The 22,973-nt window shown below is 50.2% G+C and carries 23 protein-coding genes; 7 read left to right on the top strand and 16 right to left on the bottom strand.

The window, feature by feature from the left end; all coding sequences use genetic code 11:
- Positions 1-101: 101 nt before the first annotated feature.
- Positions 102-950 carry an AraC family transcriptional regulator gene (locus G5S52_RS14670; RefSeq protein WP_165015151.1) on the bottom strand — a complete coding sequence of 283 codons (849 nt, stop codon included), beginning with the start codon at positions 948-950 and terminating at the stop codon, positions 102-104.
- Positions 951-1,059: 109 nt separating this feature from the next.
- On the opposite strand from G5S52_RS14670, the gene grxC reads away from it, so the two are divergent.
- Together grxC and G5S52_RS14660 are read left to right on the top strand one after the other, a co-directional pair.
- Positions 1,060-1,329 carry a glutaredoxin 3 gene (gene grxC / locus G5S52_RS14665; protein WP_165015148.1) on the top strand — a complete coding sequence of 90 codons (270 nt, stop codon included), beginning with the start codon at positions 1,060-1,062 and terminating at the stop codon, positions 1,327-1,329.
- Between the two features lie 42 nt (positions 1,330-1,371).
- A complete protein-coding gene (locus tag G5S52_RS14660) occupies positions 1,372-1,869 on the top strand; it encodes a YkgB family protein (RefSeq protein WP_165015145.1) in 498 nt (165 codons plus the stop codon).
- A gap of 60 nt (positions 1,870-1,929) precedes the next feature.
- Here the strand turns inward: G5S52_RS14660 and G5S52_RS14655 are convergent, their stop codons facing one another.
- Positions 1,930-2,700, bottom strand: coding sequence for a hypothetical protein (locus tag G5S52_RS14655; protein WP_165015142.1), 771 nt, complete (start codon positions 2,698-2,700; stop codon positions 1,930-1,932).
- A 294-nt stretch (positions 2,701-2,994) separates the two neighbouring features.
- Here G5S52_RS14655 and creD point away from each other — a divergent pair, with 294 nt between their 5' ends.
- Positions 2,995-4,446 (top strand): cell envelope integrity protein CreD, encoded by a 1,452-nt coding sequence (gene creD, locus G5S52_RS14650; protein WP_165015139.1) that lies wholly within the window; start codon positions 2,995-2,997, stop codon positions 4,444-4,446.
- 31 nt (positions 4,447-4,477) lie between these two features.
- Here creD and G5S52_RS14645 read toward each other — a convergent pair whose 3' ends face one another.
- Positions 4,478-5,224: a phosphoglycolate phosphatase gene (locus G5S52_RS14645; RefSeq protein WP_165015136.1), complete on the bottom strand. Its 747-nt coding sequence runs from the start codon at positions 5,222-5,224 to the stop codon at positions 4,478-4,480.
- A 505-nt stretch (positions 5,225-5,729) separates the two neighbouring features.
- A complete protein-coding gene (locus G5S52_RS14640) occupies positions 5,730-6,089 on the bottom strand; it encodes a hypothetical protein (RefSeq protein ID WP_046304170.1) in 360 nt (119 codons plus the stop codon).
- Between the two features lie 266 nt (positions 6,090-6,355).
- Between G5S52_RS14640 and yegD the strand changes: the two genes are divergently transcribed.
- Complete coding sequence (yegD, locus tag G5S52_RS14635; RefSeq protein ID WP_165015133.1) at positions 6,356-7,708, top strand: molecular chaperone; 1,353 nt, start codon at positions 6,356-6,358, stop codon at positions 7,706-7,708.
- Between the two features lie 63 nt (positions 7,709-7,771).
- Here yegD and G5S52_RS14630 read toward each other — a convergent pair whose 3' ends face one another.
- The 9 genes from G5S52_RS14630 to G5S52_RS14595 are packed head-to-tail and all read right to left on the bottom strand — an operon-like array spanning position 7,772 to position 15,746.
- The gene (locus G5S52_RS14630; RefSeq protein ID WP_235956281.1) at positions 7,772-8,572 is read right to left on the bottom strand and encodes an outer membrane lipoprotein-sorting protein; all 801 of its coding nucleotides are present in this window, start codon (positions 8,570-8,572) and stop codon (positions 7,772-7,774) included.
- Between the two features lies 1 nt (position 8,573).
- Entirely contained in the window at positions 8,574-10,688 is a 2,115-nt protein-coding gene (locus G5S52_RS14625) for an efflux RND transporter permease subunit (protein WP_235956279.1), read from the bottom strand.
- Entirely contained in the window at positions 10,634-10,927 is a 294-nt protein-coding gene (locus G5S52_RS23990; RefSeq protein WP_235956276.1) for a hypothetical protein, read from the bottom strand. Before G5S52_RS23990 ends, G5S52_RS14625 begins: the two co-directional genes overlap by 55 nt.
- Complete coding sequence (locus G5S52_RS14620; protein WP_165015130.1) at positions 10,920-12,020, bottom strand: NAD-dependent epimerase/dehydratase family protein; 1,101 nt, start codon at positions 12,018-12,020, stop codon at positions 10,920-10,922. The genes G5S52_RS23990 and G5S52_RS14620 overlap by 8 nt, the downstream gene beginning before the upstream one ends.
- 56 nt (positions 12,021-12,076) lie before the next feature.
- Positions 12,077-12,883: a ferritin-like domain-containing protein gene (locus G5S52_RS14615; RefSeq protein ID WP_165015127.1), complete on the bottom strand. Its 807-nt coding sequence runs from the start codon at positions 12,881-12,883 to the stop codon at positions 12,077-12,079.
- A gap of 12 nt (positions 12,884-12,895) precedes the next feature.
- Entirely contained in the window at positions 12,896-13,360 is a 465-nt protein-coding gene (locus tag G5S52_RS14610; protein ID WP_002538119.1) for an OsmC family protein, read from the bottom strand.
- Complete coding sequence (locus G5S52_RS14605; RefSeq protein WP_165015124.1) at positions 13,351-14,199, bottom strand: ATP-binding cassette domain-containing protein; 849 nt, start codon at positions 14,197-14,199, stop codon at positions 13,351-13,353. The genes G5S52_RS14610 and G5S52_RS14605 overlap by 10 nt, the downstream gene beginning before the upstream one ends.
- A gap of 14 nt (positions 14,200-14,213) precedes the next feature.
- Positions 14,214-15,053, bottom strand: a complete 840-nt coding sequence (locus tag G5S52_RS14600) for a transporter substrate-binding domain-containing protein (protein WP_165015121.1) — start codon at positions 15,051-15,053, stop codon at positions 14,214-14,216.
- Between the two features lie 9 nt (positions 15,054-15,062).
- A complete protein-coding gene (locus tag G5S52_RS14595) occupies positions 15,063-15,746 on the bottom strand; it encodes an ABC transporter permease family protein (protein ID WP_165015118.1) in 684 nt (227 codons plus the stop codon).
- 462 nt (positions 15,747-16,208) lie between these two features.
- On the opposite strand from G5S52_RS14595, the gene G5S52_RS14590 reads away from it, so the two are divergent.
- Complete coding sequence (locus G5S52_RS14590) at positions 16,209-16,553, top strand: ArsR/SmtB family transcription factor (RefSeq protein WP_165015114.1); 345 nt, start codon at positions 16,209-16,211, stop codon at positions 16,551-16,553.
- Here the strand turns inward: G5S52_RS14590 and G5S52_RS14585 are convergent.
- Both G5S52_RS14585 and G5S52_RS14580 read right to left on the bottom strand, forming a co-directional pair.
- On the bottom strand, positions 16,537-17,259 hold the full coding sequence (locus tag G5S52_RS14585) for a hypothetical protein (RefSeq protein ID WP_165015111.1): 723 nt from the start codon (positions 17,257-17,259) through the stop codon (positions 16,537-16,539). The two genes, G5S52_RS14590 and G5S52_RS14585, sit on opposite strands and share 17 nt — an antisense overlap.
- A 15-nt stretch (positions 17,260-17,274) precedes the next feature.
- Complete coding sequence (locus tag G5S52_RS14580) at positions 17,275-18,300, bottom strand: permease (RefSeq protein WP_165015108.1); 1,026 nt, start codon at positions 18,298-18,300, stop codon at positions 17,275-17,277.
- Positions 18,301-18,388: 88 nt separating this feature from the next.
- On the opposite strand from G5S52_RS14580, the gene G5S52_RS14575 reads away from it, so the two are divergent.
- Positions 18,389-19,624, top strand: a complete 1,236-nt coding sequence (locus G5S52_RS14575) for a hypothetical protein (RefSeq protein ID WP_165015105.1) — start codon at positions 18,389-18,391, stop codon at positions 19,622-19,624.
- Here the strand turns inward: G5S52_RS14575 and G5S52_RS14570 are convergent.
- On the bottom strand, positions 19,621-20,691 hold the full coding sequence (locus tag G5S52_RS14570) for a DUF3541 domain-containing protein (RefSeq protein WP_165015102.1): 1,071 nt from the start codon (positions 20,689-20,691) through the stop codon (positions 19,621-19,623). The two genes, G5S52_RS14575 and G5S52_RS14570, sit on opposite strands and share 4 nt — an antisense overlap.
- A 284-nt stretch (positions 20,692-20,975) precedes the next feature.
- Here G5S52_RS14570 and G5S52_RS14565 point away from each other — a divergent pair, with 284 nt between their 5' ends.
- On the top strand, positions 20,976-22,658 hold the full coding sequence (locus tag G5S52_RS14565; RefSeq protein ID WP_165015100.1) for a methyl-accepting chemotaxis protein: 1,683 nt from the start codon (positions 20,976-20,978) through the stop codon (positions 22,656-22,658).
- Positions 22,659-22,973 lie beyond the last annotated feature (315 nt).

Below are 22,973 nucleotides of genomic sequence, written 5' to 3'. Positions count from 1 at the left end.
CATTATCTTCTAAATAGCCTTGAGAGCAATGTCCCATTCCCTTGAATTTAATGAATAAATTGTCATAGTGACAATTGCATAGGGCACTGTTGAGCAGGGTACTATTGGGCCCGAAACCGCTTCGGCGTGGTTCCCGAATACTTTTTAAAGGTGAGTGTAAAAGCACGTTCCGATTCGTACCCCACTTGTTCGGCAACCTCGTAGATCGGCAACAGAGATTCGCGCAGTAACTCCTGCGCTTTTTGCATACGCAGGTTGGTGAGATAGCCAAACATAGGTTGACCGACTAACGAAGAAAAGCGGTTGGCAAATGCTGCGCGGGACATGCCGATTTGGCTGGCGACGGATTCCAACGTCCAGCTGAGCTCAGGGTTATCGTGAAGAAGCTGCAGCGCTCTGGAAATCCGCTTGTCGTTCAACGCATCCAAAAACGGGCTGGATTGCTCGCGCCCAAAGTTAATGCGGATAAGTTCAACCAGAATGATCTCCGTGAGCTTATTGACGATAAGTTCAGAACCCGGCCCTTGCGACATATATTCGGCGCTTAGCTGATCAAAAGTGCTGCGCAGCCATGGGTGATTGGCAAAGTCTTTGTCACGCACAATTGTCATGCGGGGGAACACATCCATCAGAGGTGTTGTCGCGGCTCGCGAAAAACTAAAAGACCCGCACAGCAGCAAGGTGGTGTCATTCAAATCTGGCTTTCCGTTAACAGGAGACAGACTAGAAAGTTCGTGATTTTGCCCCGGACCGAGGAAGATAAGATCCCCCGCTTCCAGCTTTTCAATCTGCCCGTCGATGTTTGCCCAGCAGGCACCACGACGAATCATATGGAAGCTGGCGTAATCCAAATCCTGAAAGGTTTTCGTCCACGGCGCTTCTACCTGACTGCAGAAATACACACTGCCTACCACCCGAATGGCGCGGAGAATATCGCTCATCACTTCCATTGATAGCCCACCTATACGATCGATGTATTCAATCAAGATTATTATGCATAGATAGTCCTGACCGCAACACCTAAAGTAAAGCCATACACAAACACAACGGAGCACGACCATGCCGAAGATTGAAATTTACACCAAGAGCTATTGCCCACACTGCCGAGCAGCGAAAAAGGTACTGAGACTCAGAGGACTCGATTTTCTGGAAATTGAAGTCAGTGATGATGCTGCGCTGTTTGACGAAATGAAAACGCGCAGCCAACGCCGCACAGTGCCACAGGTTTTTGTCGGAGACGTGCATGTCGGCGGTAATGACGACTTACAACGAGCCATCAGAAACGGGCAATTCGAAAAAATTCAGGAAAGCCAAACCAACGCGGTTTGATCCAACCAAATACGACGACACAAAAGTTTAAGGAGAAGCATCATGACGACGATTAACAATGTACACGGCCGAATCAACAACCATCGTGCAGACTGGGTTCATTTACTCAATCATATTGCCGACAACGCAGTGCGATTCTCTATCGTTATCGTGCTGGCATGGATTGGTGCCATGAAGTTTACCGGCTATGAAGCGGGCGCGATTCAAGGTCTTGTTGCATCAAGCCCACTTACAAGCTGGTTGTACAGTGTATTTAGCCTGCAAGGTGCTTCTAACCTGATTGGTACGGTTGAAATCGCTACAGCTGTTGCTCTACTGCTGGCACCATTAAATCGCACTATTGCCATTGTGGGTGCAGTGGGTGCGACCGTGACATTCGCGGTAACCACCAGCTTCTTGTTCACCGCGCCGATCGCAGAAGCAAGCTTAGGTGGCTTCCCTGCTATCTCCGTGGTGCCAGGACAATTCCTGCTGAAAGACATTGTTTTGTTATCAGCAGCGGTTTCCCTACTTGCCAAAGCGCTGTTGAGGGATGAGTGAAGCTAGAGAAAGGATAAAAAAGGAGAGACTCTAAGTCTCTCCTCTTTGTCGTTTGATTCGTTAGTTCACGTCAAAGCTAGCAAAACGATCCTGAGAAACGTAGATATTGACCACCTCAGAAGAGTTTGACGCACCGCTTCGATAAGCAGCCACGCTGACTTCAATAAGACACCCTGAATCTCCTTGGGTTAGCTCACTCTGATTCTGACCAAAGATCTCTTGAAGGCTTTTACTGTATGAGCCATTGAAGTCTTCCAGCTGTGGCGGGGCTGAAATCACTCTCACTGTTGCGCCACTGTCACAGACAAAAATTGGTCCTAATACCACGTAGTAATGATCCGCTTCTTCAGACCAAGTGAGATCAATCACCTCATTGGAAAAGCTGCCTTGTAGTGTAAATGGTGTTGGGATATCACTTTGATTGATGCTCGCTGCATCTGAAAAAGAAGGATTGGCACGGGAAAAAGTCACCGTGTATTCAGGGTAAGAGCCTTCTGTCACCAGCTCATAGTATTCACCGCCGGAAATCCCGGAGCCTTCTATTGATTCCTCTTTTGTGGCAACAAGGTTCTGAGTTCGACCATTCGCTGATAGCGAAATGGAATCACCTGCTCCCAGCGGAATATAGTCCTTGTTAACCGTTTCGCGTGCATAAGCAGTAACTTCGGCTTTTCCATCCTCATAGACTTCGAAATTGACATCCACTTTGAGCTGATTGGTTTGATACCGGGCTGAATCATTTGCTTGCTGTGGTGGATTATCTCCCCCACCCCCTCCGCCACCGCATCCTGCCAGTAACATGGTGAGAGCGAAAAATGAGTACTTTTGCATACGTCCGTGTCCTTACCGCTTCGTCCAAGACTTCCTTTCACCTACACATGGCAGGCTAAGCAACTTATTGCACCTTACGATAAGTGGCCGTCTCAAAACCGACCCAATATTGAGACAAAAAGTGAGTTTGTATTTAACACCCGGGGCGGAAAGCCAAGCGTTTTAACCCATCCCCAAACATTGCTCTTTTTCCGCCACAATTGATCATCAGTCTGCCCTCCTGTGAGTGACTTCCTTTGGTTTAATGGCATTTACTAAATCCATTAATACCTCACTCATTACCAAGGAAGCATCATGATTGAATTCTTCGCAGGGATAGTCATCCTCGTTATTCTCGCCGTATTCGGCTTTGGCGCTTTCGCGCTGATCAAAAGCGGAATAAGCCGCTTTGGCGGCAATATTGAAAGCCCTGTTATCAAAGCCAAAAGTTCCCTGTTTCTCAAAGGCGTCCTCGCTGCCATTCTCTGTGTATTGATAATCGCGCCACTGACCTTGGTGCAGGATATGGCGTGGGAAAGGGAAAGCCTTTATCGAGACGTGGTCAATGAGATTGGCGAGTCTTGGGGCAGCGAACAATTACTGGCAGGCCCAGTGTTAGCATTGCCCTATAGCTATGTGGTGATCACCGAAGAAACCAACGATGACGGTGAACGAAAAGAGCGACGTACCGTGATGCAGGATGAGTTGATCATCCTCCCCAAAACCCTCGATATCAACGCCCAGCTCAACCACGATTTCCGTGACCGTGGCATTTACCACTCCCTTGTTTACCAAAGCACGATTGAAGGTCAGGCCAAGTTCGATTTCGAGCTTCCTACCATCAACAACGTAGAACACATCTATTTTAATTCGGCGCGTCTGGTGTTCGGCCTTTCAGCAAATAAAGCGATTGATGGCGTTGATCTGTTTGAAGTGACAGGTGAAGGGTTGGAACCTCAAGCCAACCTGATGTCTGGCACTGGCGTGACCACAGAGGCACTTCGACGCGGCTTTCACCGCCCGGTGACTCTGGCTGACAATCCCGCTCCTTTCACACTGGATTTTAAAATCCGCCTGCGCGGATCGCAGGGGATCGGCTTTTTGCCTCTGGGCGAAACTTCCACCTTCAATCTCACAACAGATTGGCCACACCCAAGCTTCAGCGGCATGTTGCCCACAGAAAGAAACATCTCAGATTCAGGCTTTTCAGCGACCTGGGAAATCAGTCATCTCAGCCGCAACTACCCGCAAATTTTTAAAGAAACACGCGGCGCAAATCTGGTCGAAGCACAAGCCCACACCCAGCTTTTTGAGCCTGTGACCCATTATGGAAAAGTCGAACGCTCCCTCAAATATGGTCTGCTGTTTGTCGCGCTGACGTTTATTGTGCTGCTGATGTTCGAGCTCAGTCAGGGCCACAGCCTTTCAATGCTGCAATATGTGATGGTGGGTGCAGCAATGACCCTGTTCTATCTGGTGTTGCTGGCACTTTCTGAACACTTGGGTTTCACGATGGCGTATGTTGCGGCAGCCATTATGCCCATACTCAGCATCCCCGCATATGTCGGCAGCGCGACTGGAAGTCGACGTGCTGGATTGCTGATGTTCTCTATGTTGCTTGGCCTCTACATCCTGCTTTATTCCATCCTGCGTCTTGAGGACTATGCCTTGCTGATGGGAAGCGGATTACTGGTTGCCGTGCTGCTCACCATGATGTTCTTAACCAGAAAGCAGGCGAGGAAAACTGAAGAAGTGTCGCCGCAATAGCGAGGTCACCACACAAAAAGAAAGGCGCTTTTCAGCGCCTTTCTCGTGCAGATTGGGTTGACGTTTTTCGTCGTGCCCGTGGTTTTTTTGCCCTTGGCTGCTCGTCCTCTAAGTAGGTTGGGAAATCTGCCAAGGTATCCAGCACAGCATCCGGCGCGGCATAGCGGATATCCACGCCATAGTTGTAGCCATAGCTGACACAAACCGCCCCGCAACCTGCTGCCCTTGCCGCGTTAACATCGTTAACACTGCCTCCCACCATCACTATCTGGTCAGGGTTGATGTGTAAGAGTAATGCTGCTTCCAGCAGACCATCGGGTGAGGGTTTCGGCTCTTGTAACGCATCTTTACCCAGCACCAACGCGAAGTGATTTCTGATCCCCAGTTGGGTCAATAAGTCATTAGCCAATGACGTTGCCTGATTGGTGACCACCACCATCGGCACTTTTTTTCTAGTCAGCTGACGCAAGCACGCTTCAACACCGGGATAAAGCGCGGCGCTGACGTGGTTCCGTCTTTGGTAAGCTTTGAGGAAAAGCGCACTGCCGAGCCGGAAAACCGGATCTGGCACTGAGCCATCTATTTTTCGCGAAAGAATACGGTGAATGAGTTTGTCTGTGCCATCGCCCAACCAGTCGCTCACATGCTCAACGTTAAGGCTGGGGAGTTTAAGATCAGCCAGCATTTCTTCCGCTGCATAGCGGACATCTGCTGCCGTGTTCACCAAGGTACCATCTAATTCAAAAACGACTGCTTTTACCTCTGTTGCTGGCAACATAGGTCACTCCATGTTTTTCTTATGATAAGAGCCCGGTTATTGACTCCAGAGTTCGCCAGAGCCACTGCTGGCGCGCGTTTTTGGTGTCAGCCTTTTCAGTTCCATAAAGGCGGGGAGGATCGAGAATGCACTGTTCTTGTTTGCTAACCCTGACGACGTATGACTGCAAAATGGAAGGCGGCAGTGAGTACAAAATGACGTCGTATTTCTAATTTAGCAGAGTCGTGGGAAAAGCAAATCAGACTGCTTTTCCGTACGTTGTCTATGTTGTTGATCTTTGACAGCACAGCAGAAAAAACCAACTTATCCATCTGTTTTAAAAAGAGATTAATTTTTTAAAAATTATTCAATTTGTCTCATTTCAGCGCACTATCTCACCAAGATTCCTAGATACCTAAACGACCTGAAGAGGTTCATATTCAGCGGTCACTAAAAAAGAGGCCTGCTTACACAGGCCCAAGATAGAAGATCAAAGAGAAACAATGGCAGTGGAACAGAACGGCATTTATTTGCGCAAAGACCTCACCCTGCTGTTTTGAGCATCATCGGGGAAGCGTTCAACTGTGTTGGCTGAATTTGGGGTTTTGTTAGCTTGCTCTGCTTTGTTGGTTTGCTCTGCATAGATGTCACCGACATCTTTCCAATAGGTATCGCTTAAGGAAACCATGTAATACCGGTTGTTTTTGATATCAGCGATAAGGGCGCGGCCATAGTTCATCAATTCACAGTGAACATCATGAATGAACTCACTTCGCACCGACTGGCGGCTGGTGAGCTCTGTAATGTCGTTTCGTGTCAACCACACATTCGAATGGGATTCGAAACGCTCCATCAACCATGCCGCGAACTCTTTGGCGCTTTTCATGGTGTCCTCCTTTGATTCGAGGAATTACACTTCCACTTATTTGAAGTGATATGTCTAAAGCCTAATTTGATCTTCATCACATCATGTATCGTTTATGCAACTTCACTTATAAAGCTTCACGACATCCATGTAATCAATTGATTAGCAAGCGCTAACATTTGCTATGAATTTCTCAGTCAACACTCAGGCAGAAACCCATCTGTCTCTATTGCTATCGTGATGTATTGACGTAAACTAGCCCGCTTTTTTGACGCTGGAGATCTCCGATGTTTATCGGCTTCGACTACGGAACAGCGAACTGTTCTGTCGCCATGATGGAAAACGGCACACCGCGCCTGTTAACCCTTGAAGGCAATAGCCCATTTATTCCTTCCACCCTCTGCGCGCCTACCCGTGAAGCAGTGAGTGAATACCTTTGGCGTCACTTCAACATCAAACCCACCGATCAGGTTGGCGAGCAACTCCTGCGTCGTGCGGTCAGTTTTAACCGCGAAGAAGGTATTGATGTCGAGCCGGGTGATCTCCGTTTTGGCCGATCAGCACTCGATACTTACCTCGAGGATCCGGAAGAGGTTTACTACGTTAAATCCCCCAAATCTTTCCTCGGCGCCACCGGACTGCGTGATGTGCAAATCAGCTTCTTTGAAGATCTGGTCTGCGCCATGATGGCAAACATCAAGCAGCAAGCCGAAGCTGAAACTCAGCAGGACATCTTGCAGACCGTTATCGGCCGTCCTGTTAATTTCCAGGGTATCGGTGGCGATAAAGCCAACGAGCAGGCTGAATCTATTCTTACCCGTGCAGCAAAACGCGCGGGCTTCAAAGACATTATTTTTCAGTTCGAACCGGTCGCCGCTGGCCTTGAATACGAAAGCACGCTGGAAAAAGACAGCACCGTGCTGGTTGTCGATATTGGCGGCGGTACGACCGACTGCAGCTTGATTGAAATGGGACCAAGCTGGCGAAACCAAGACGATCGTCGCGCGTCATTGCTGGCACACTCAGGCTGCCGTGTGGGCGGTAACGACCTCGACATCCATCTGGCATTCGAACAGCTGATGCCGATGTTTGGTAAAGACTCGACCCTGCAACGCGGTATTGCGATGCCAGTGACCCAGTTCTGGAACCCAATTGCTATCAACAATGTGGTCGCGCAATCTGATTTCTATGCCTCCGCTAACCGCGCTGTGCTGGAGCAACTGATGCGTGACGCCAGTGAGCCAGAGAAAATTGCACGCTTGCTGCGTGTTCACCGCGAGACACTGGGTTATCAGATTGTCCGCTGCGCAGAAGAGCTGAAAATCCGCCTCTCTGAGCACGATAGCGCACACATTGATCTGCCGATTGTTCAGGAAGTCCTGAGCGCAAATGCGACGTCACAACAGTTAGCTGAAGCCATCGCCAATCCAGTGGCCAAAGTCAGTGAACTGGTCAACGATGCCTTAGCGCAATCGGCGACCAAACCTGACGCTATCTTTATGACGGGCGGCAGTGCACGTTCGCCTATTCTGCGTGCGCTGTTAGAAAGCACTTTGCCTGGCGTGCCTATCGTTGCAGGCGACTTCTTTGGCTCAGTCTCCTCTGGCCTGGCACGTTACGCTGAGAAATCGTTTCGCTAGCACAAGCTCATGAATACAACCCAAGGCGGGCATCTAGATGACCGCCTTTTTCATTTCAGCTTGCTACCGCGAAAGCGTCTTCAAACGCTGACTCATAAAATCCTTCTTGCCCAAGGGCTCACCAAACTGGTAATTCGACCACACCATCACGGTTCTTCGTCCATTTAACTCATTGGTCATGTCCAAATTCAGTGGACGCCATCGTCCGTTATCCGGCAAGGTGTAATCGGTCAGCAATAAGGTTTTCTCATGAACGCCGCGCCGGTTATAGAAATCCACCTTTTGCGCTCTGAATTCGTCTGTATCCACCCAGATCACCCGCTTGGTATACCCAGAATTTTCATTTTTCGGGTAGGTTTCGATCACTTCACAGGTCATGTCACTGTCAGGGCAGGAATCGGTGCGCAACCATTTGTAGGTGTATTCATCCACTTCCTGCTTCGCCAAGTCCTCATACGAAAATTCAGACGAGACAAACTTGCCAGACACGTTAGAGCTGGAGATGCGCTTGGTTCGCGCAGCGGCGGGAAGGTAGAGCCACTGGTTATCATCTTCCGGTTCCGTTTTGGCATGGGTTAGCAGCGCAATCCCCCGCATGTCTCCGGGCGATTCAAACACCAGCACGTTGTATTCGCTGGGCATGTTACCCAGATCTTCCAGCGTTAAGCTTCGAAACGATCGTTTCACTTCCCGGTTGCCCAAATAGAGGATCATTTCCCCATCGGCGCGGGACGTACCATATCCGCTGTAGGATTGATCCATCTTCTCTGCAATTTCCCGCCCTTTCTCGGCATCATTCGCCATCACGCTGACTGACAATGGCATGAGCACTGAGAGCAGCATCCAAGGTAGACATTTCACCATCTCAAACCTCCTGTACGGTGTGTTGTCGCGACTTTCGATCAGCGGTGATCAGCAGCGCGGGAACAAAGAGAAAATCGTAAAGCAATGCGGTGATCACCACACCAAAAGCCAACAAACCCAGGTTAGCGTTGATGGCAAAGCTGGATGTCGCCATCACAGCGAAACCAAGGGCAATGACAACCGTGGTCACCAGCAGCGCCAAACCCACGCCGGAATACACATCAGTGACCGCTTGCTCAACCGTGCTGCCTTTCCGCCTCGATTCCTGATACTTGGTCAGGATATACACGGTGTCATCCACCACGATCCCCATCACCATGGCACCAACCACAGAAACTGCGAGATTGATTTCGCCGACGAAATACCCCCAGAGACCGAACACAATCAAGATAGGCAGTAAGTTCGGAACCAGGCTGAACAACCCCATCCGCCAGGAACGCCATGCCAGAGAAAGCAGGAATGAAATGGTGATGATGGTGATCAAATTCCCCATCAGCATCGACTGGCTGTTGCGCTCTGACACGTAAGCAAATGCCAGCGACAGTCCTGTGCCTGCGGTTCCCGAGAGTAGAGGGGCGTTTTCCAGCATCCATTCGTTGGCCGCTTTTTCAATGGCAATGGTTTCTGCTGACGACAGGTTGTCCGTCATGATCGATAAGCGGGAGGAGGCATAATCTGGTGTCACCCTGTCACTCAGGCTGTGTCCGTAGGGCGCGGAGATCTCGTAGGTTGTAAGCAGTTGGGAGCTTAGATAAGGATCGTCTGGGATGACGGCAGTAGGCATGTTGTTAAATGCCTGATGCAACCTTGCAAGATGATCAGGCAGGGCAATCACGGCATTAACATGAGGTTGCTCTCGCAGCCAGCCTGCAAACGCATCGAGCTGTTTGAGATAATCCGGGTCAGCGACCGTTTTTCCTTCCGGCGCGTCAAACGAATACTCAATCAAACCCATGCCACCCCAGTGATCCTGCACAAGATCTGTCTGCACACGGAAGCTGTTCCGGTTATCAAAATACTCCACGAAATTGTCGTTGAACTGGATAAGCTGTAGCCCCAGCAACGCGGTGACAGCCAGCGTCGAAAAGACAAACAAAAGCCAACGCGCATGGCCGATAACCTTTGCCGCCAGCTGCCCAAACTGGATTTTCGGCAGCTTTGGCAGAGGTTTTTTCCTGCGGCCTAACCAGGACTTCAACACCAAAGGCGTAATAGTGAGGTTCACGACAAGACTGGTTAACACCCCCAAGGCTGCAATGGTGCCCAACTCACCGAAGGGTTCTACGTCAGAGAAGTTAAGGCTCATGAACCCAACGAATGTGGTCAGGTTGGTCAAAGAAAGGGGAACCACGTTATAGGCCATGGCACCCAACACCACGTTGAGAGGTTTGGCATTGGGCATGTTTTGTCTCAGGTGATAAGTTTTCGAAATAATATGGACGACGTTTGCTACCGCCAGTACCAATATGATCAGCGGTGCAGCGCCGGAGGCGGTATTCAGTTGAAAGCCCATCCAGGCGACCGCGCCAATCGCACCGATAATGCTGAATAGGATCACCATCAACACAGTAAGCGAAGGCACAACGGCGCGAAACAAAACGCCGATGAGCACCAACACCAGCACAATCATCGCAGGTACCAGAGAACCTGAATCCGCATCACTGGCTTCATTCAGGGCGTAGTCAAGCATGACTAGGCCCGTAAGGTAGATTTGATAGCCGGGATAAGCGTCGAGGTATTTTTGCTGCAACTCACGGGCATGAAGGGCCACTTTCTTCACGGCCAATAGATCTTCACTGGACATGGCAACGGTCAGAAACACCGTGGTGACTTCGCCGTTTTTGTCCGTCAGATTCCCTTTTACATCAGGCCGTTCCCTGAAAAATTTTGCCAATGTTTCCTGAGTTTCGAGTTTGGCTTCGTCCCCCGCCAGCACCAGATCATCAACAATCATTCCGCCGCCATCGGCATCAGCAACAGGGTCAATAAAATTCACCAACGAGGTCACTTTTCGCGCATAGGGTGCCAACCAGAGTTCGTCCGTCAGGTTTCTGATCAGCGTCAGAGTCTCGGGGCTCGATGCCGACTCGCCCTCTGGCGGCACCACCACGAACATGACATTTTCATCTTTGGAATAATTGGCTTCCAACTCATCCAACGCGATTTTTCCGGCGATCCGACGGCGAGGAAAACCCGCGCTGAGTTATTCACCTCCAGCTTTGCCAATCCACCCGCCAGCAGCAGTAATGCACCCAGTACCAGCAGCAACGTCAGTTTTGGACGAGCCAGTGCTGAAGAAACCAAACGCATGAGCCACTGCTCCATGCCCTGCGTTTTAGTCTGGTAATTACTCATTAAACACGCGTCCTTTTTTCTCGTTGTACAACGCCATAAAGTGCGACTGACAAATGCGGATTGTTGGCAGCAACGCTTCGGCAAAGTCGAGCCCTTCGGCTTTCATGACCGTGATACTGGGACGATCAAACATCCAGTTACGGCTGGCGATCTCTAAATTGGTGCGACAAAACGCATTGAACGCCCGCACCCGAGGCGACAGGCCGCGATAGTCGAGCGCATCGTTGGTGGGTGCCCATTCCAGTGAATCGGGATAGCCGATATCGTCGAAAAGCAATGCCCAGAGCTCTTCCATGGTTGGGGCGTGCGAGGAATCGGATGCCAGGTTGATGATCCGGCTATGCCAAGGTTTTCTAAGGGTGAAACGCATGACAGCAATCACTGCATCCTGATGGACAAAATTCATTCTGGCCTGGGGGCAGGCAAGACGCATTACATCGATATGGCCAGGCAGTAATCGCTTGGCGCCATCCCACAGTTGGTAAATGCCATAGCGTTTTCCGGCATAGTGGCCGGTGCGGCTGTCACCAATCACCACAGAAGGGCGCACGATCAGATAGTCGAGCCCGGACGTGGCGACCAGTTGTTCGGCTTTCCGCTTGGTTTGGGTATAGAAGGTGGGGTCATCCCCTTCATCCCCGTATATCCGCTCTTCAATTTTCCCGTTGCTCACGGCAGGTGCAAACGCGGTGGAAATGTAGATGTGCTTCTCGATGCCTTTTGCTTTGCACTGCGCCAATATCCAGTCCGTTAGCGTGATATTGACAGCATTGAGGTTTTCTTCATTGAAGTATTCCACCGATCCAATGCAATTGATCACCATCTCGACCCCTTCAAGTTCCGGGTCGTCAAACAGGTCATCATTAAACTGAACCGTGGTGAATCCCAGGGTCGCATCACTGTCAATCTGCGGCATAGGCTCACCTGAAGCCTCGAGGGTGTCGCAGGCCAGCTTGGTAATGTCCTGCTTCAGTTCCTCAAAAGTTTCAGGGTCCCGTGAAGCAATCACCAGTTCATGATGGGCTTCCATTAGCACTGATGCCGCGACAAGACGGCCGACATATCCATTTGCTCCGAGCACGAGAATTCGCATAGGCATCCTTCCTTGTTAAGGCCGGACGAAGTTTCCACATCGTCCGGCTTTTCACCTTAGTGACAGCAGCGGTTGCCAGAGAGATCCGCTTTGTCTTTTGGTTGCCATTTGGAGGAATCATCATCCACCAGCGAAGAGAGCAAAGGCGCGACACGGTTTGGATCCAAACCAATGCGATCGATTTTCTCCATGTAGGTGTCAATGGCATCAATCCGCAGCTGATCCAAGTCTTGCTCAATCACACCCAGAGAAACAGTGGAACATTTGATGCTGAGTTGGTCACACAGGCTGAAGCAGTTGTAGTTCACCATGCTCATCATGGCGGGCATCACGGCCCTGTGTGCCAGCTCAAAAGCGCGATGCACCTCTTCGGCATCGTTGTCGAGCATGCGGTGAATTTCATCGACCCCATGTTGAAGATGCGCCACCTCCTCGGCATAGATGCTGGCAGCGAGACTGGTAGTATGCTTATCGGTGTTGCGTTGCAGGGCGGTGTACGCCACGGTGGCAAAGGTTTCGACCATGATGTCCTGCGCGATAATGCAGGAGGTTAAATCGCCTTCACGCGCACGTTCTTTGACGAAGCGGCCGATCTCTTTCCATTGCGGTTCAACCATGGTTTTCATGGTTGGAAAGTTGATGTGCTGACCAAGTTTGGTCAGAGCATTGATGTGTCCGCCTTCGTCTCTCGCCTGCTTCACCACATGGATTTTTTCATCCACATCTTCGATAAGCGGCACCATGGTGGTGTAGTTGTTCACCGCCATGATTTCACCGGAAATGGTGTTGGTAACAACGTAGGCAAGCAGGTCTTTGTAGGCTTGGTTTTCGACACGTTGTGTTTCTGTCATTAAGTTTGACACGTCTTTTCTCCTTCATATCCACTGAACAGTGACGTTGATAGGGAAAGCCGGCGACAAAGAAGCAGAGACGGTGCAGTGCTTCTTGAAATTCCGTTCTATGGACGCGCGGTTTTGACTGCTTAAGCCGCCTCCATCATTCGCCTTAATCGCCACATTAATTTCTTTGATCCTCGGGTAACCCTCTGGCCCCTTGTAAACCGTGATTTGCGCATCTGTCACGATGCACTCTTGCTCTGTCTTGGCACCATGAAAGCGCATGTGCTCCAGCAAAGAAGCTGACAGGCAATGCCCAACCGCGCTTCCCAGTAGCGCCGGGGTTGAAGGGCCGCTGTTGTTGCCAACAGGATCGGGTTCGTCACTCAAATAAGGCTCGCCCGCCTGATTGCCATGCTCACTGGCGACATTTTTAAACTGGTAGTCCGATTGGTAGGTCAGCTGCACATCGAACAGCCGGGTGTCTTTCGATTTCAGTTCCATACTCTTTCATTCCTTGCCATGGAGGGGTTGAGAGCAACAGCATCCTGGTTCTCTGTCGCCGAGGGTAAGTGGTTACAGGCTTGAATCGCGGTGACGACGCCCTCTTTCATGTCCACTCTTGCGGTGCATGCTTCCAGGCATCCATCTAAACGGTGGGATGCCATCAAGATCGTCGTGCCAGACTGCTGACGTTCCAGCAGGATTTGATTCACCTTTTGTGCATTGGCTTCGTCGAGTGCTGACAAGGGTTCGTCCATCAGCAATAAATCCGGGTCGCCCACCAGTGCTCGGGCAATGGATACCCGCTGTTGCTGGCCACCGGAAAGCTCCGGCGGGTAGCGATGGGCAAACTTGGCGATACCCAGTTCTTCCATCACCAGTAAAGCCTTCTGATGCTTTTCGTGAAGGCAGCGTTTCTCGCGGCATTCAAAGCCCATGCAGATGTTTTCCAGCGCGGTTAACTGGTCAAACAGAGCCGGCGTTTGGAACACAGTGCCTGTTCGGGTGCCGGGACAGCACTCCCATTTGCGGCACCAGCAATCGACAGGCACCCCAAATTTCAGCGCCTTTCCGCCGCTGAGTGGCGTGAGGTTATTGAGCACACTCAGCAAAGTGGATTTACCGCAGCCACTCGGCCCAACCAACATGTACCAAGCACCGGTAGGCACAGTGAGGTTGACACCATTGAGCACCGATACTGAGTCCTGACTGGATGATTGGCCGAACCAATCACCGAAAAAGCCGGATGTTTCACCAGACCCAACGTTGACCTTGGCTTCCTGAAGCACCAACGCGGGCAGCGAGAGGTTGGGCGCTGGTGAGGGATGGCGTGAAAACATATCTGTTTCTCCCATTAGCCTTGCGGCCAAACCTCAATGCGGTTTTCGAGCGGCATTGGGGTTTCGCTGTCCGGGCCAAACCAGCGGTTATAGATGGTGAGGTATTCGCCGCTCGATTCGATTTCCTGCAACGCGCGGTTCACGGCATCACGCATCTTGCTGTCGTTTTCAATCACCCCGAGACCGTCTTGTTTCATCCCGATGGCTTCACCGGTCAATACCGTGAGTTCAGGGTTAGGCTTGGCGTAACTGACCAACACTTCTGCATCTTCCGCCCAGCCGGCAATCTTGCCTGAGAGCACCGCATTCATGGCGATTTGCTTGTTACCAAACTCGATGATGTCTTCTTCGTTGACCGGGTGGCCGTTTTTCTCCAGCCAATGCTTCCAGTTGCCAATCGAGTGACTACCACGGTTCATGCCCACCTTTTTACCCACCAGATCTTCCAGTGATTTTGCGCCGTCCTTTCTCACCAGAAAGGTTTGGGCCGACCAAAAATAGGTTTGAGAAAAATCCACCACATCATCGCGTTTCCAGGTGTGACTCATGGAAGCTGCAGCCATATCTATCTTGCCGTTTTGCAGGTAGGTGATGCGGGTAATTTCATCCACGGGAACGCTCTTCATTTTCACGCCAAGCTTATCGGCCACGGCGCTGGCGATATCGACATCAAACCCTACCCAATCACCCGCTTCATTGATGAAAGAGTGGGGAGGGTTATCCTGACGGATACCGACGACGAGCTCTCCACGTTCTTTCACCCTGTCGATCACAGAGCCTTTTTCATCTGCCTGGGCTGGGGAGAATACAAGGGTCATCCAAGCACAAATAAACAAACCCAATTTGCGGAACATAAACTCTCCTTAGTTGATGCTTCTTGTCATCCGGTGCGTTGACCGGAAAACAGTGTGGCGCAACCTGTCACCGACAAGGTTCAAGAGCTGCACGTTGAAGAAATACAGGGCAGAGCAAATAGCAAAGATGGTCAGCCAATCGGAAAGGCGGTAAGCCCGGCTAGCAAGCAAGTTGGTTAATGCACTCAGTTCAAGCAGCCCGATCAGGATGACGATACTGGTGTCCTTAAACAGTGAAACAAAGTGGGTGTGCATGGCAGGAAAGCTCTTTTTGAACACCCAATGCGCCCGAAGACGGGCATAACGTGCCAAAAGCCCTAACTTCAGCACGTTTTCCACCCGCTCCAGATTTTCCGGGTACAGGTGGATGTATTTGGCAAAGATGGGAACCAGATGAGACATGGAGTACACCGTCAATGCCAAAATGCCTTTAGTAAAGGTTTCAAGTGGAAGAAAAAAGTCGATCGTAAAAATGATCACCAGCGGTGGAATCGCCCTCAACAGCGCAAAACTGGCGCCGGATGCCACCTGAAACCAATGGCGCTTGCTGCATAGGCAGACCAAGAGATAAGAAAGGGGAACAGACAGGGCGATGGTGGTGACAAACAGGCACCAAGTCAGTACCAACCCACCCGGTTGCGCATGGGGCAAGCCAAATAACATCTTTTCCGCTAATGCTAAGCTGCCTTCCATCCACGAAGCCTCCTGCCCCTGACCCAGATTCCACGATGTGATTCATCATGTTAATAATTCCATACATTCATTATATCTAGATATACTGATATATTGATATCAAATATGAGAAAAGTGATAATGGTTCTTAACATCAATGGGTTATAGAACTGTGTGATTTTTGTGGCAGCATGTTAGTATTCACTTAGCCACACGTCCGATGTGTTGATAACATTGAAAGTAATACCAATCACAGTAGGTAGCTGATCAGAAATAGCGCAGGAAAAATGCTCGAGAACAAGGCGGAAAATTTCGATAAGTAGTTATTCTACGGTCAAATTTTCCAACGCAGTTATCGAGCATTTTAACAAGCTAGGATGAGCAGATATTTACTACGATTGGTATAACACCACGCATCGAACGTATGTAACTTATGGGGCCTGGATAGGGTCTGATTATTTTAAAAAACAAAACCCTATAACTATGAATTCTGAAGAATCCGCAAAAATATTTTCCGCACTGGCGCAGGAAACAAGATTGGACGTGTTTCGTCTCCTCATTAAGGCAGGAGATAAGGGACTCTCTTCAGGAGAGGTCGCTGAAAGACTGAATATCCGTCAAAACACCATGTCTACCAACCTCTCCATTTTGCACAACGCAAAGCTGGTTCGCCGAAAGCGCGAAGGCAGAATGATCCATTACTCGGTCAATATGGAGACCATCGGATATCTTCTCACTTTCTTACTTGAGCATTGTTGCGGCGGCGAGAGTGATATGGTCAGTGAGTTGGTCAGCAACCTGCAGTCAGGCTTTAACCAGTCAAAGTAGCTGTTTCACCAAGATCGGTCGGTCTGCGCTGTAATCGCTTCACCAAGCCATTCCCCATCATGTGAATGCAGGATCCCAGGATCACAAACAACAGGGTGGCAACCACCAGATAAGGGATCACCAACGCCGTTTCGATTACCCCTGTCCGCATAGCAGCAAAAATGCCAGTTATAGGGAACATGGAGATAAAGGCTGTGTTGTGAAGGTGATGAACCAAGCGCGCAGACACCGTAGGTATCAGCGCAGGCGCGCATTCTAAAAAGGTCAGCTTGATTTTGAGCCATACTCCGGGGTGTAAGGTTGACATGTACTCCAGCGTGTCGAATTTGATCGTCGAGATTGCCGCTTCTATGATTTTCGCCAGATGCCCAGAACTGGAAAATGCCAGGCCAATAACAATAAACGTTGCCGCGACACTGAACCCCCAAGACACGCCGGGAATCACCCCTTCCAAATCCAAGCCGGAAAAATAGGGAGCCAAGCCAAGGTTCCCCATTAAGAGCACAAACACCACCGTAGGAACACCGCGGGAAACCTCTATCAGCAACCCTGCGAAACCACGAATCAATACGTGCCGACTCCTTGTGCACAGCACGTAAATCACCGCCATGCCAAGACTCAGCATGGCAGAAGACAAAAAGAAAATGACTGTCGTCAGGGTTGGCTGTAGAAAAGATACCAACAACTCGCTCAGATCACTGCCCACCAAAGTCTCCATGCCCTAAGCCCAAAGTTGGTAGAGCAGTCCCCAAGCGAATGACCCTATCAGCGCAAAGCCCACGTAAAACATCACTACCTGAATACGGGCGACCGCCACGACGGCAATCATGGCAGGGATGGAGGTGATACCACCCGCGATGAGAAACGCCATACCCGCACCAGGCTGCATGCCTTTGTTGATCAACTCGGCAATTAAAGGTACTGCCACATAACCGTTGATATAGGCAGGTACACCGATGATCGTCGCCCATAGGATAGGTGATTGAGTATCACCGCCAAACGAGGACGCCACCCATTCAGTCGGCACATAAGCCACCAGTAGGCTTTCCAACAGGAAAGCAAGCGCCAACCACTTCAGCAGTAACAGCATAATGTTGGTGGTTTTTTCCATGAAAACGGCTTTACGCGGTGCTTCTTCCCAAAAACGCCAGACAGGCTTATCCACCTGGCTCAGTGTGGTCGCATCCCCAGTGACAGAAGGTTTCAGCGGCTCTATCAGGTAACCAGCCTGCTGGGCAAGATACACTGCCCACCCCGCGGTTAACCCAAGTACAATGGCGCCAAGCGCTTTCGCTGTGGCAAATTCCCAACTGACGATACCGGCCGTTAACAGGTACATGACGGGGTCGATGATTGGGCTGGCAATCCAAAAAGCCATCACAGGTGCCAGCGGCACACCCATGGCAAGCATCGCTGCGATCAGTGGGATTACGCCACAAGAACAGAAAGGCGACAGCGCACCGAACATCGCCGCAGTGAGAATCACCACACCTTGTCTGCCCTGCAACGCACTGGCAATCAAGCTGTCTGCCTGCGTGGCGGAGACATAGGCATAAATCAGCGATGAAGCCAGAATGAAGGGGATGATCAGGACGAAGGTGTCACCCATAAACCTGAGTGAAACCGATAGCTGCTGAGGATCGAACACTGCGATAGACAGCAGCGCCAGCAAAAATACCGTCCAAACGGGTTCAAGGAAGGTTCGGTTGTAGCCAAAGTTAATCAGCCCAGAAACGATACTGGTCATGGATTCCCTCTCCTGTGGGTTCACTTTTTATTTCCCAATGCCTATCATTCAATATATCAGGATTTCTCGATGTATTATGGATGGCGACATGTTTTTAATGAAGGCGCTCAGTTTTGAGATGATTCAGCGGCAGGGTTTCGTTACTTGGTTATCGGCTGGCTGTTTGACGGTTTCATCGCTTTGCATCCCTTCCGTTTTTGCCGCTGCACCGACTGGAGAGATCTCGCTGGGCTACACGCATTTTTGGGAACACCCCGAAGATGTCGCATCCTACCAAACAAGCATGGCCGTTATCCCCCGCTTCTCGTCTGATATTGCCGATTCCTCCACCCTCATCATCGAGCCAGCCTTACGGGCGAGAAGCGATACCGATGACTCCCCTTTTCTCGACCCTTACAAGAGCCGATGGCTGAGATACTTCGATGATTGGGAGCTGGTCGCGGGCTACGACATTGTGTTCTTGGGCGCGACGGAAGGTGCCCAAATCTTGGATGTGTTGAATCAAAAAGATTTGGGAGCAGCATTCAACGGTGACATTAAAGTCGGCCAGCCTATGCTCAATCTTTCTGGGTATGTTGGAGAAGGGCTGGCAAGCTTTTATTACCTTCCTTACACCCCAAAACGCCGATTCCGTGAATACGAAGAACGATTGTCAGCCGGCTTTGTTATTGATGGCGACAGCGAACGCTGGAAAAACAGCCATCAGGCCTACTATCCGGGCTTTGCCGCACGATACGTCTATTCGTTTGACAGCATTGATGTCGCGCTGCTTGGCTTTCATGGCATTAACCGCGAACCGGTATTTTTGTTCGAATCCGGTCGATTGATACCAGAATATGCGGCGGCAACCCAAGTTGGCGTCGATATTCAATGGGTGATGGGGAATATGCTCACTAAACTGGAAGCGCTGAATGTATCAAACGCGCCGACGCTCAACGGCGAGTTCAAAGAGACCACACAATATGTGGTGGCTGGTGAATACAGCATGTTTGATCTGTTTAGCAGTGGTATCGATTTACGATGGGTTGGAGAGTATAGCGGCAATTCAATGGGAGACATGCTGCTATCTCTTTACCAGCACGATGTCTTGTTCGCGTTGCACACGGCCTTTAATGACGTGGATGACACCCAGCTCAGCATTTCTTTGCTTCATGATCTGGATTATCACAGCAACATTCTGGAAGTCACTCTGACCCGACGTTTTAACCAGAACATTGAACTGGAATTGTCGCTGTTCGACTTTTCAGCCTTGTCTCCCAGCGACTTTTTCTATGGATTGGAACCAGACAGTTATGGCGAAATCATGATGACGTATTACTTTTAGGGGCTGTTGACCGCTTCAAGTCCCCAAGGAATATTAGAAACAACACGGTTGACCTGCCCGGCCATTGGCACCGCGTTCGCTCCTTGCCAATCCAGTAACATGATAGCGAGAACGTTGCGGTGCTCTCCCTTCGCCAAATCCGTACTGCCAGAAACCGACGGCACCATGCCCTTATCGCGGTTAATCGCTTCCTGGATGATGTCCTGACTACGCGTGACGACCGGGTCGTTATCGAGCCCTGCCAGCAGGAAAGTAATGCCGATCTCTGCAATCACGTCCTCTTTTGAACGCGCTGCAATTTCATCGAAATTGTCTCGGAAGTAGTCGTAAATCCACTGGAAATCCGCTTCATTCACAGGTTTTCTGTAGTACTCAGACGCCGCCAGAATGATATGAGTCATTCCATATAGTTTGTTGTTGTATTGCTGGGTAGAGAGGTTTGCGTCTTCACTGTCCGGATACGTGTCGCGGAAGGCTTTGTCGAAGGCAGCGGTATGATCTGTCTCACCCAGCTGTTTCAGCCAGTAAACCTGATTGGCAAGTTGCGCAGCCCAGGCACGGATCATTTGTGGGTCTGTGGCATACTCACTGAAATCATACCAACTGAGGATCTCATGCAGCTTTTCATCGTCGATATGCTCCAAACCATACTCGTTCGCACGCACCATGCTGCTGATAAGCCCCGCACCTAAAACAAGATATTCTTCGCGCCCCTGCGCTGCGGCATGGCGAATTTCATCGCGCTCCGAGTCACCGGAATCGTAAGCCTTCAGTCTTTTCTGACCCTGAGCCAACACATCTTCTTTACTGTGAATCGTGGCCACGTACTCATTCAGCTTATCCGCTACCCGCGCCATATCAGTCCATACTGCTGCCTGATATTTATCATCTAGGGTCTGACGATACATACGAAGGCCATAATGGCCCAATTGATAGGCAGACAACTCAGCCAGATTGCTGTCATAAGTCTGTTTGATGACTTCAGCATCCTGTTTTTCCGTTGTCGGCTGAGCGCATCCACTCAATAGCAATGCCACGGTCAATAAACCGCCAACCACTCTTATCATTCGTTTTTTCAATTCGCTGTTCTCAATTCGGGTTACACAACCGCTTTTGCGCCCACAAGCTAGCGCGACCTTGTCAGTAAACCAACAAGTCTAAGCAAAGTTTTCTGACAGGGCATTGTCACGCTGATTTTCCGATAGCGAAGATATTGATGTGACCAATACAACAAAACGCAGCGCGCTTTTTTATATCGCAACAAGTCATTGATCTAAATCAATTTTACCGTCAGTGGTTTCTCAGGCAGCTTCTATACTGGTTGCATATCAGCGCATTGGAGAAAATCACCATGACAACAAAAAGGAAGGAAGAAGGATTTTTTGCGAAGTTTCATTCGGTCACCTACCAACTGAAAGGGATCGTTTTGTTGGTTGCACTGGCGCTCTGTTTTATCGGCTACAAAGGCATTTCCGGGATGAACAGTGCAGCCCAATCGATGGACGATCTTTTCTCACAAGGTATGCAGCACGCCATTCGTGCGGGAAATATCCTTGATGAACTGGGTGATGCACGCAGCCACCTGTTGCTCGCCATGCAGCATGATCCGGCCAGTAAATTTGCAAACCTGCATGATCACCCCATTGATCTTCACTACGCACAAATCAGTGAAGCGCTGGATACCTTGCATCACACTGTTGATAACGAGATTGTTCCTTCCGAGCTGAACAGTGAAGAACGCCGTGAAGTGAACCGTATGGTCGAGATTTTGGATACCATTACAGACCGTGGTTTTGTGCCTGCGGTGAATGCACTGAAAGCTGGTCAGTTTGAAACTGCCAATCTGGTACTACTCAACACCATCAACCCGCTGTTTGAGGATATCTCAGCCGAAGCCGAAGCTTTCCTAAACCTTCAAAATCAGGAAGGCCGCACCAACTACCAGCTGGCGCTGGAAAATGTCAGCCATTTTCTTTGGGTTGTCGGCACCACCATCGTGCTTTCACTGATTGTTTTGGGTGCGCTTTTTACCAAGATCATCTCCCGCATGAATCAGGCTATTTCAGAGCTTGAATCCACCTCCAGGGCGATCACGCGTGGGAACTTAACCCGTCGTGTCGATATTGAGGGGCGCGATGAATTCGCCCGGATTGCGGATTACGTCAACCGCCTGGTGGGCAGTTTCCAAAACGTGGTGAAATCCACACTCGACTCCACGGGATTGATCGCCACCTCTGCATCAGAAAGTGCCGTGGTCACTAACCAAACCCAGAAAAACGTATTGGATCAGCAAGCGCAAACCCAGATGATTGCCGCCGCCATCCATGAATTTACCGCGACCGTCCACGAGGTTGCTAACAACACAGCCTATGCAGCGACCGCATCGCAGGAGGCTGACACCGCCGCCTCTGATGGTCAGAAAGTGGTGCTCCGAAGCATTGAAATGATTGAGCATCTTTCGCAAGACCTTAAAACCACCGTCGATGCCATGCAGTCACTTCAAAAACACACCGACGCCATTGGCAGTGTGGTCGATACCATTCAGGAGATCTCAGAACAAACCAACCTGCTTGCTCTAAATGCTGCCATTGAAGCCGCACGCGCTGGCGATCAGGGCCGTGGCTTTGCGGTCGTCGCCGATGAAGTGCGCTCTCTCGCGCAGCGTACCCAGTCTTCTACCATCGAAATTCAGCGTACGATTCAGCAGCTTCAGGAAGGCAGCAGAGACGCGATGTCACGAATGGAGAAAGGCAACGGACAGGCACAGGAAACCGTGCAAATGGCGCAGGAAGCTGGTGAAGCACTGACCCGTATTCTGAAGAGTGTGGATGAGATCAATGCCATGAACACACAAATCGCGACAGCCGCAGAGCAGCAAAGCTCGGTCACTGAGGAGATTAACAAGAACATCACAGTGATCAGTGGCATCTCTGATCAAACCGCAACAGGCGCTGAGCAAAGCCGCATTGCTGCTAGCTCACTGCAAGAGCTGTCGGACGAAATGAAATCGAAGATCCAGAAATATACGGTGTGAAGTAAGAAAAGAAAGAAGGAAGAAACCACCCACGCTGAACCTATTTTCGTAGGGAGAAATGTCCAGCGTGGGTGTTCGCCAAGTATTGACGAAACCTCTCCCGTGCACCAAAGGACAACATATCAGTGACAAGAGAGTCATCAGCAAACAAAAGGCAGTGGATAGCTGATAGTTAAAAAGTACCTCAACGCATTCTGCTATTGAGATGGACATCATTTATGACACAAATTAAGTTAATTTGGAGCTCAATAGACCCTTAGTGCGGCGCACATCTACGTTGAGACAGCTTTCGCTCGTTCCAGTGCGACTTCTTTC

Origin of the sequence: Grimontia sedimenti (assembly GCF_011045095.1) — a bacterium.
GTDB lineage: Bacteria > Pseudomonadota > Gammaproteobacteria > Enterobacterales > Vibrionaceae > Enterovibrio > Enterovibrio sedimenti.
The sequence above is the reverse complement of the archived record's forward strand: the minus strand, read 5'-3'. Positions and strand labels throughout refer to the sequence as shown.

Excerpts from the sequence above, each read along its gene's own strand:
- G5S52_RS14645 (WP_165015136.1), bottom strand. The coding sequence starts at position 5,224 with ATGTTGCCAGCAACAGAGGTAAAAGCAGTCGTTTTTGAATTAGATGGT.
- G5S52_RS14595 (WP_165015118.1), bottom strand. The coding sequence starts at position 15,746 with ATGGAAGGCAGCTTAGCATTAGCGGAAAAGATGTTATTTGGCTTGCCC.
- G5S52_RS14660 (WP_165015145.1), top strand. The coding sequence starts at position 1,372 with ATGACGACGATTAACAATGTACACGGCCGAATCAACAACCATCGTGCA.
- G5S52_RS14575 (WP_165015105.1), top strand. The coding sequence starts at position 18,389 with ATGTTTTTAATGAAGGCGCTCAGTTTTGAGATGATTCAGCGGCAGGGT.
- yegD (WP_165015133.1), top strand. The coding sequence starts at position 6,356 with ATGTTTATCGGCTTCGACTACGGAACAGCGAACTGTTCTGTCGCCATG.
- G5S52_RS14625 (WP_235956279.1), bottom strand. The coding sequence starts at position 10,688 with ATGTTCGTGGTGGTGCCGCCAGAGGGCGAGTCGGCATCGAGCCCCGAG.
- G5S52_RS14655 (WP_165015142.1), bottom strand. The coding sequence starts at position 2,700 with ATGCAAAAGTACTCATTTTTCGCTCTCACCATGTTACTGGCAGGATGC.
- G5S52_RS14605 (WP_165015124.1), bottom strand. The coding sequence starts at position 14,199 with ATGTTTTCACGCCATCCCTCACCAGCGCCCAACCTCTCGCTGCCCGCG.
- G5S52_RS14600 (WP_165015121.1), bottom strand. The coding sequence starts at position 15,053 with ATGTTCCGCAAATTGGGTTTGTTTATTTGTGCTTGGATGACCCTTGTA.
- grxC (WP_165015148.1), top strand. The coding sequence starts at position 1,060 with ATGCCGAAGATTGAAATTTACACCAAGAGCTATTGCCCACACTGCCGA.
- G5S52_RS14640 (WP_046304170.1), bottom strand. The coding sequence starts at position 6,089 with ATGAAAAGCGCCAAAGAGTTCGCGGCATGGTTGATGGAGCGTTTCGAA.
- G5S52_RS14630 (WP_235956281.1), bottom strand. The coding sequence starts at position 8,572 with ATGGTGAAATGTCTACCTTGGATGCTGCTCTCAGTGCTCATGCCATTG.
- G5S52_RS14620 (WP_165015130.1), bottom strand. The coding sequence starts at position 12,020 with ATGCGAATTCTCGTGCTCGGAGCAAATGGATATGTCGGCCGTCTTGTC.
- G5S52_RS14570 (WP_165015102.1), bottom strand. The coding sequence starts at position 20,691 with ATGATAAGAGTGGTTGGCGGTTTATTGACCGTGGCATTGCTATTGAGT.
- creD (WP_165015139.1), top strand. The coding sequence starts at position 2,995 with ATGATTGAATTCTTCGCAGGGATAGTCATCCTCGTTATTCTCGCCGTA.
- G5S52_RS14670 (WP_165015151.1), bottom strand. The coding sequence starts at position 950 with ATGGAAGTGATGAGCGATATTCTCCGCGCCATTCGGGTGGTAGGCAGT.
- G5S52_RS14590 (WP_165015114.1), top strand. The coding sequence starts at position 16,209 with ATGAATTCTGAAGAATCCGCAAAAATATTTTCCGCACTGGCGCAGGAA.
- G5S52_RS23990 (WP_235956276.1), bottom strand. The coding sequence starts at position 10,927 with ATGAGTAATTACCAGACTAAAACGCAGGGCATGGAGCAGTGGCTCATG.
- G5S52_RS14610 (WP_002538119.1), bottom strand. The coding sequence starts at position 13,360 with ATGGAACTGAAATCGAAAGACACCCGGCTGTTCGATGTGCAGCTGACC.
- G5S52_RS14565 (WP_165015100.1), top strand. The coding sequence starts at position 20,976 with ATGACAACAAAAAGGAAGGAAGAAGGATTTTTTGCGAAGTTTCATTCG.
- G5S52_RS14580 (WP_165015108.1), bottom strand. The coding sequence starts at position 18,300 with ATGACCAGTATCGTTTCTGGGCTGATTAACTTTGGCTACAACCGAACC.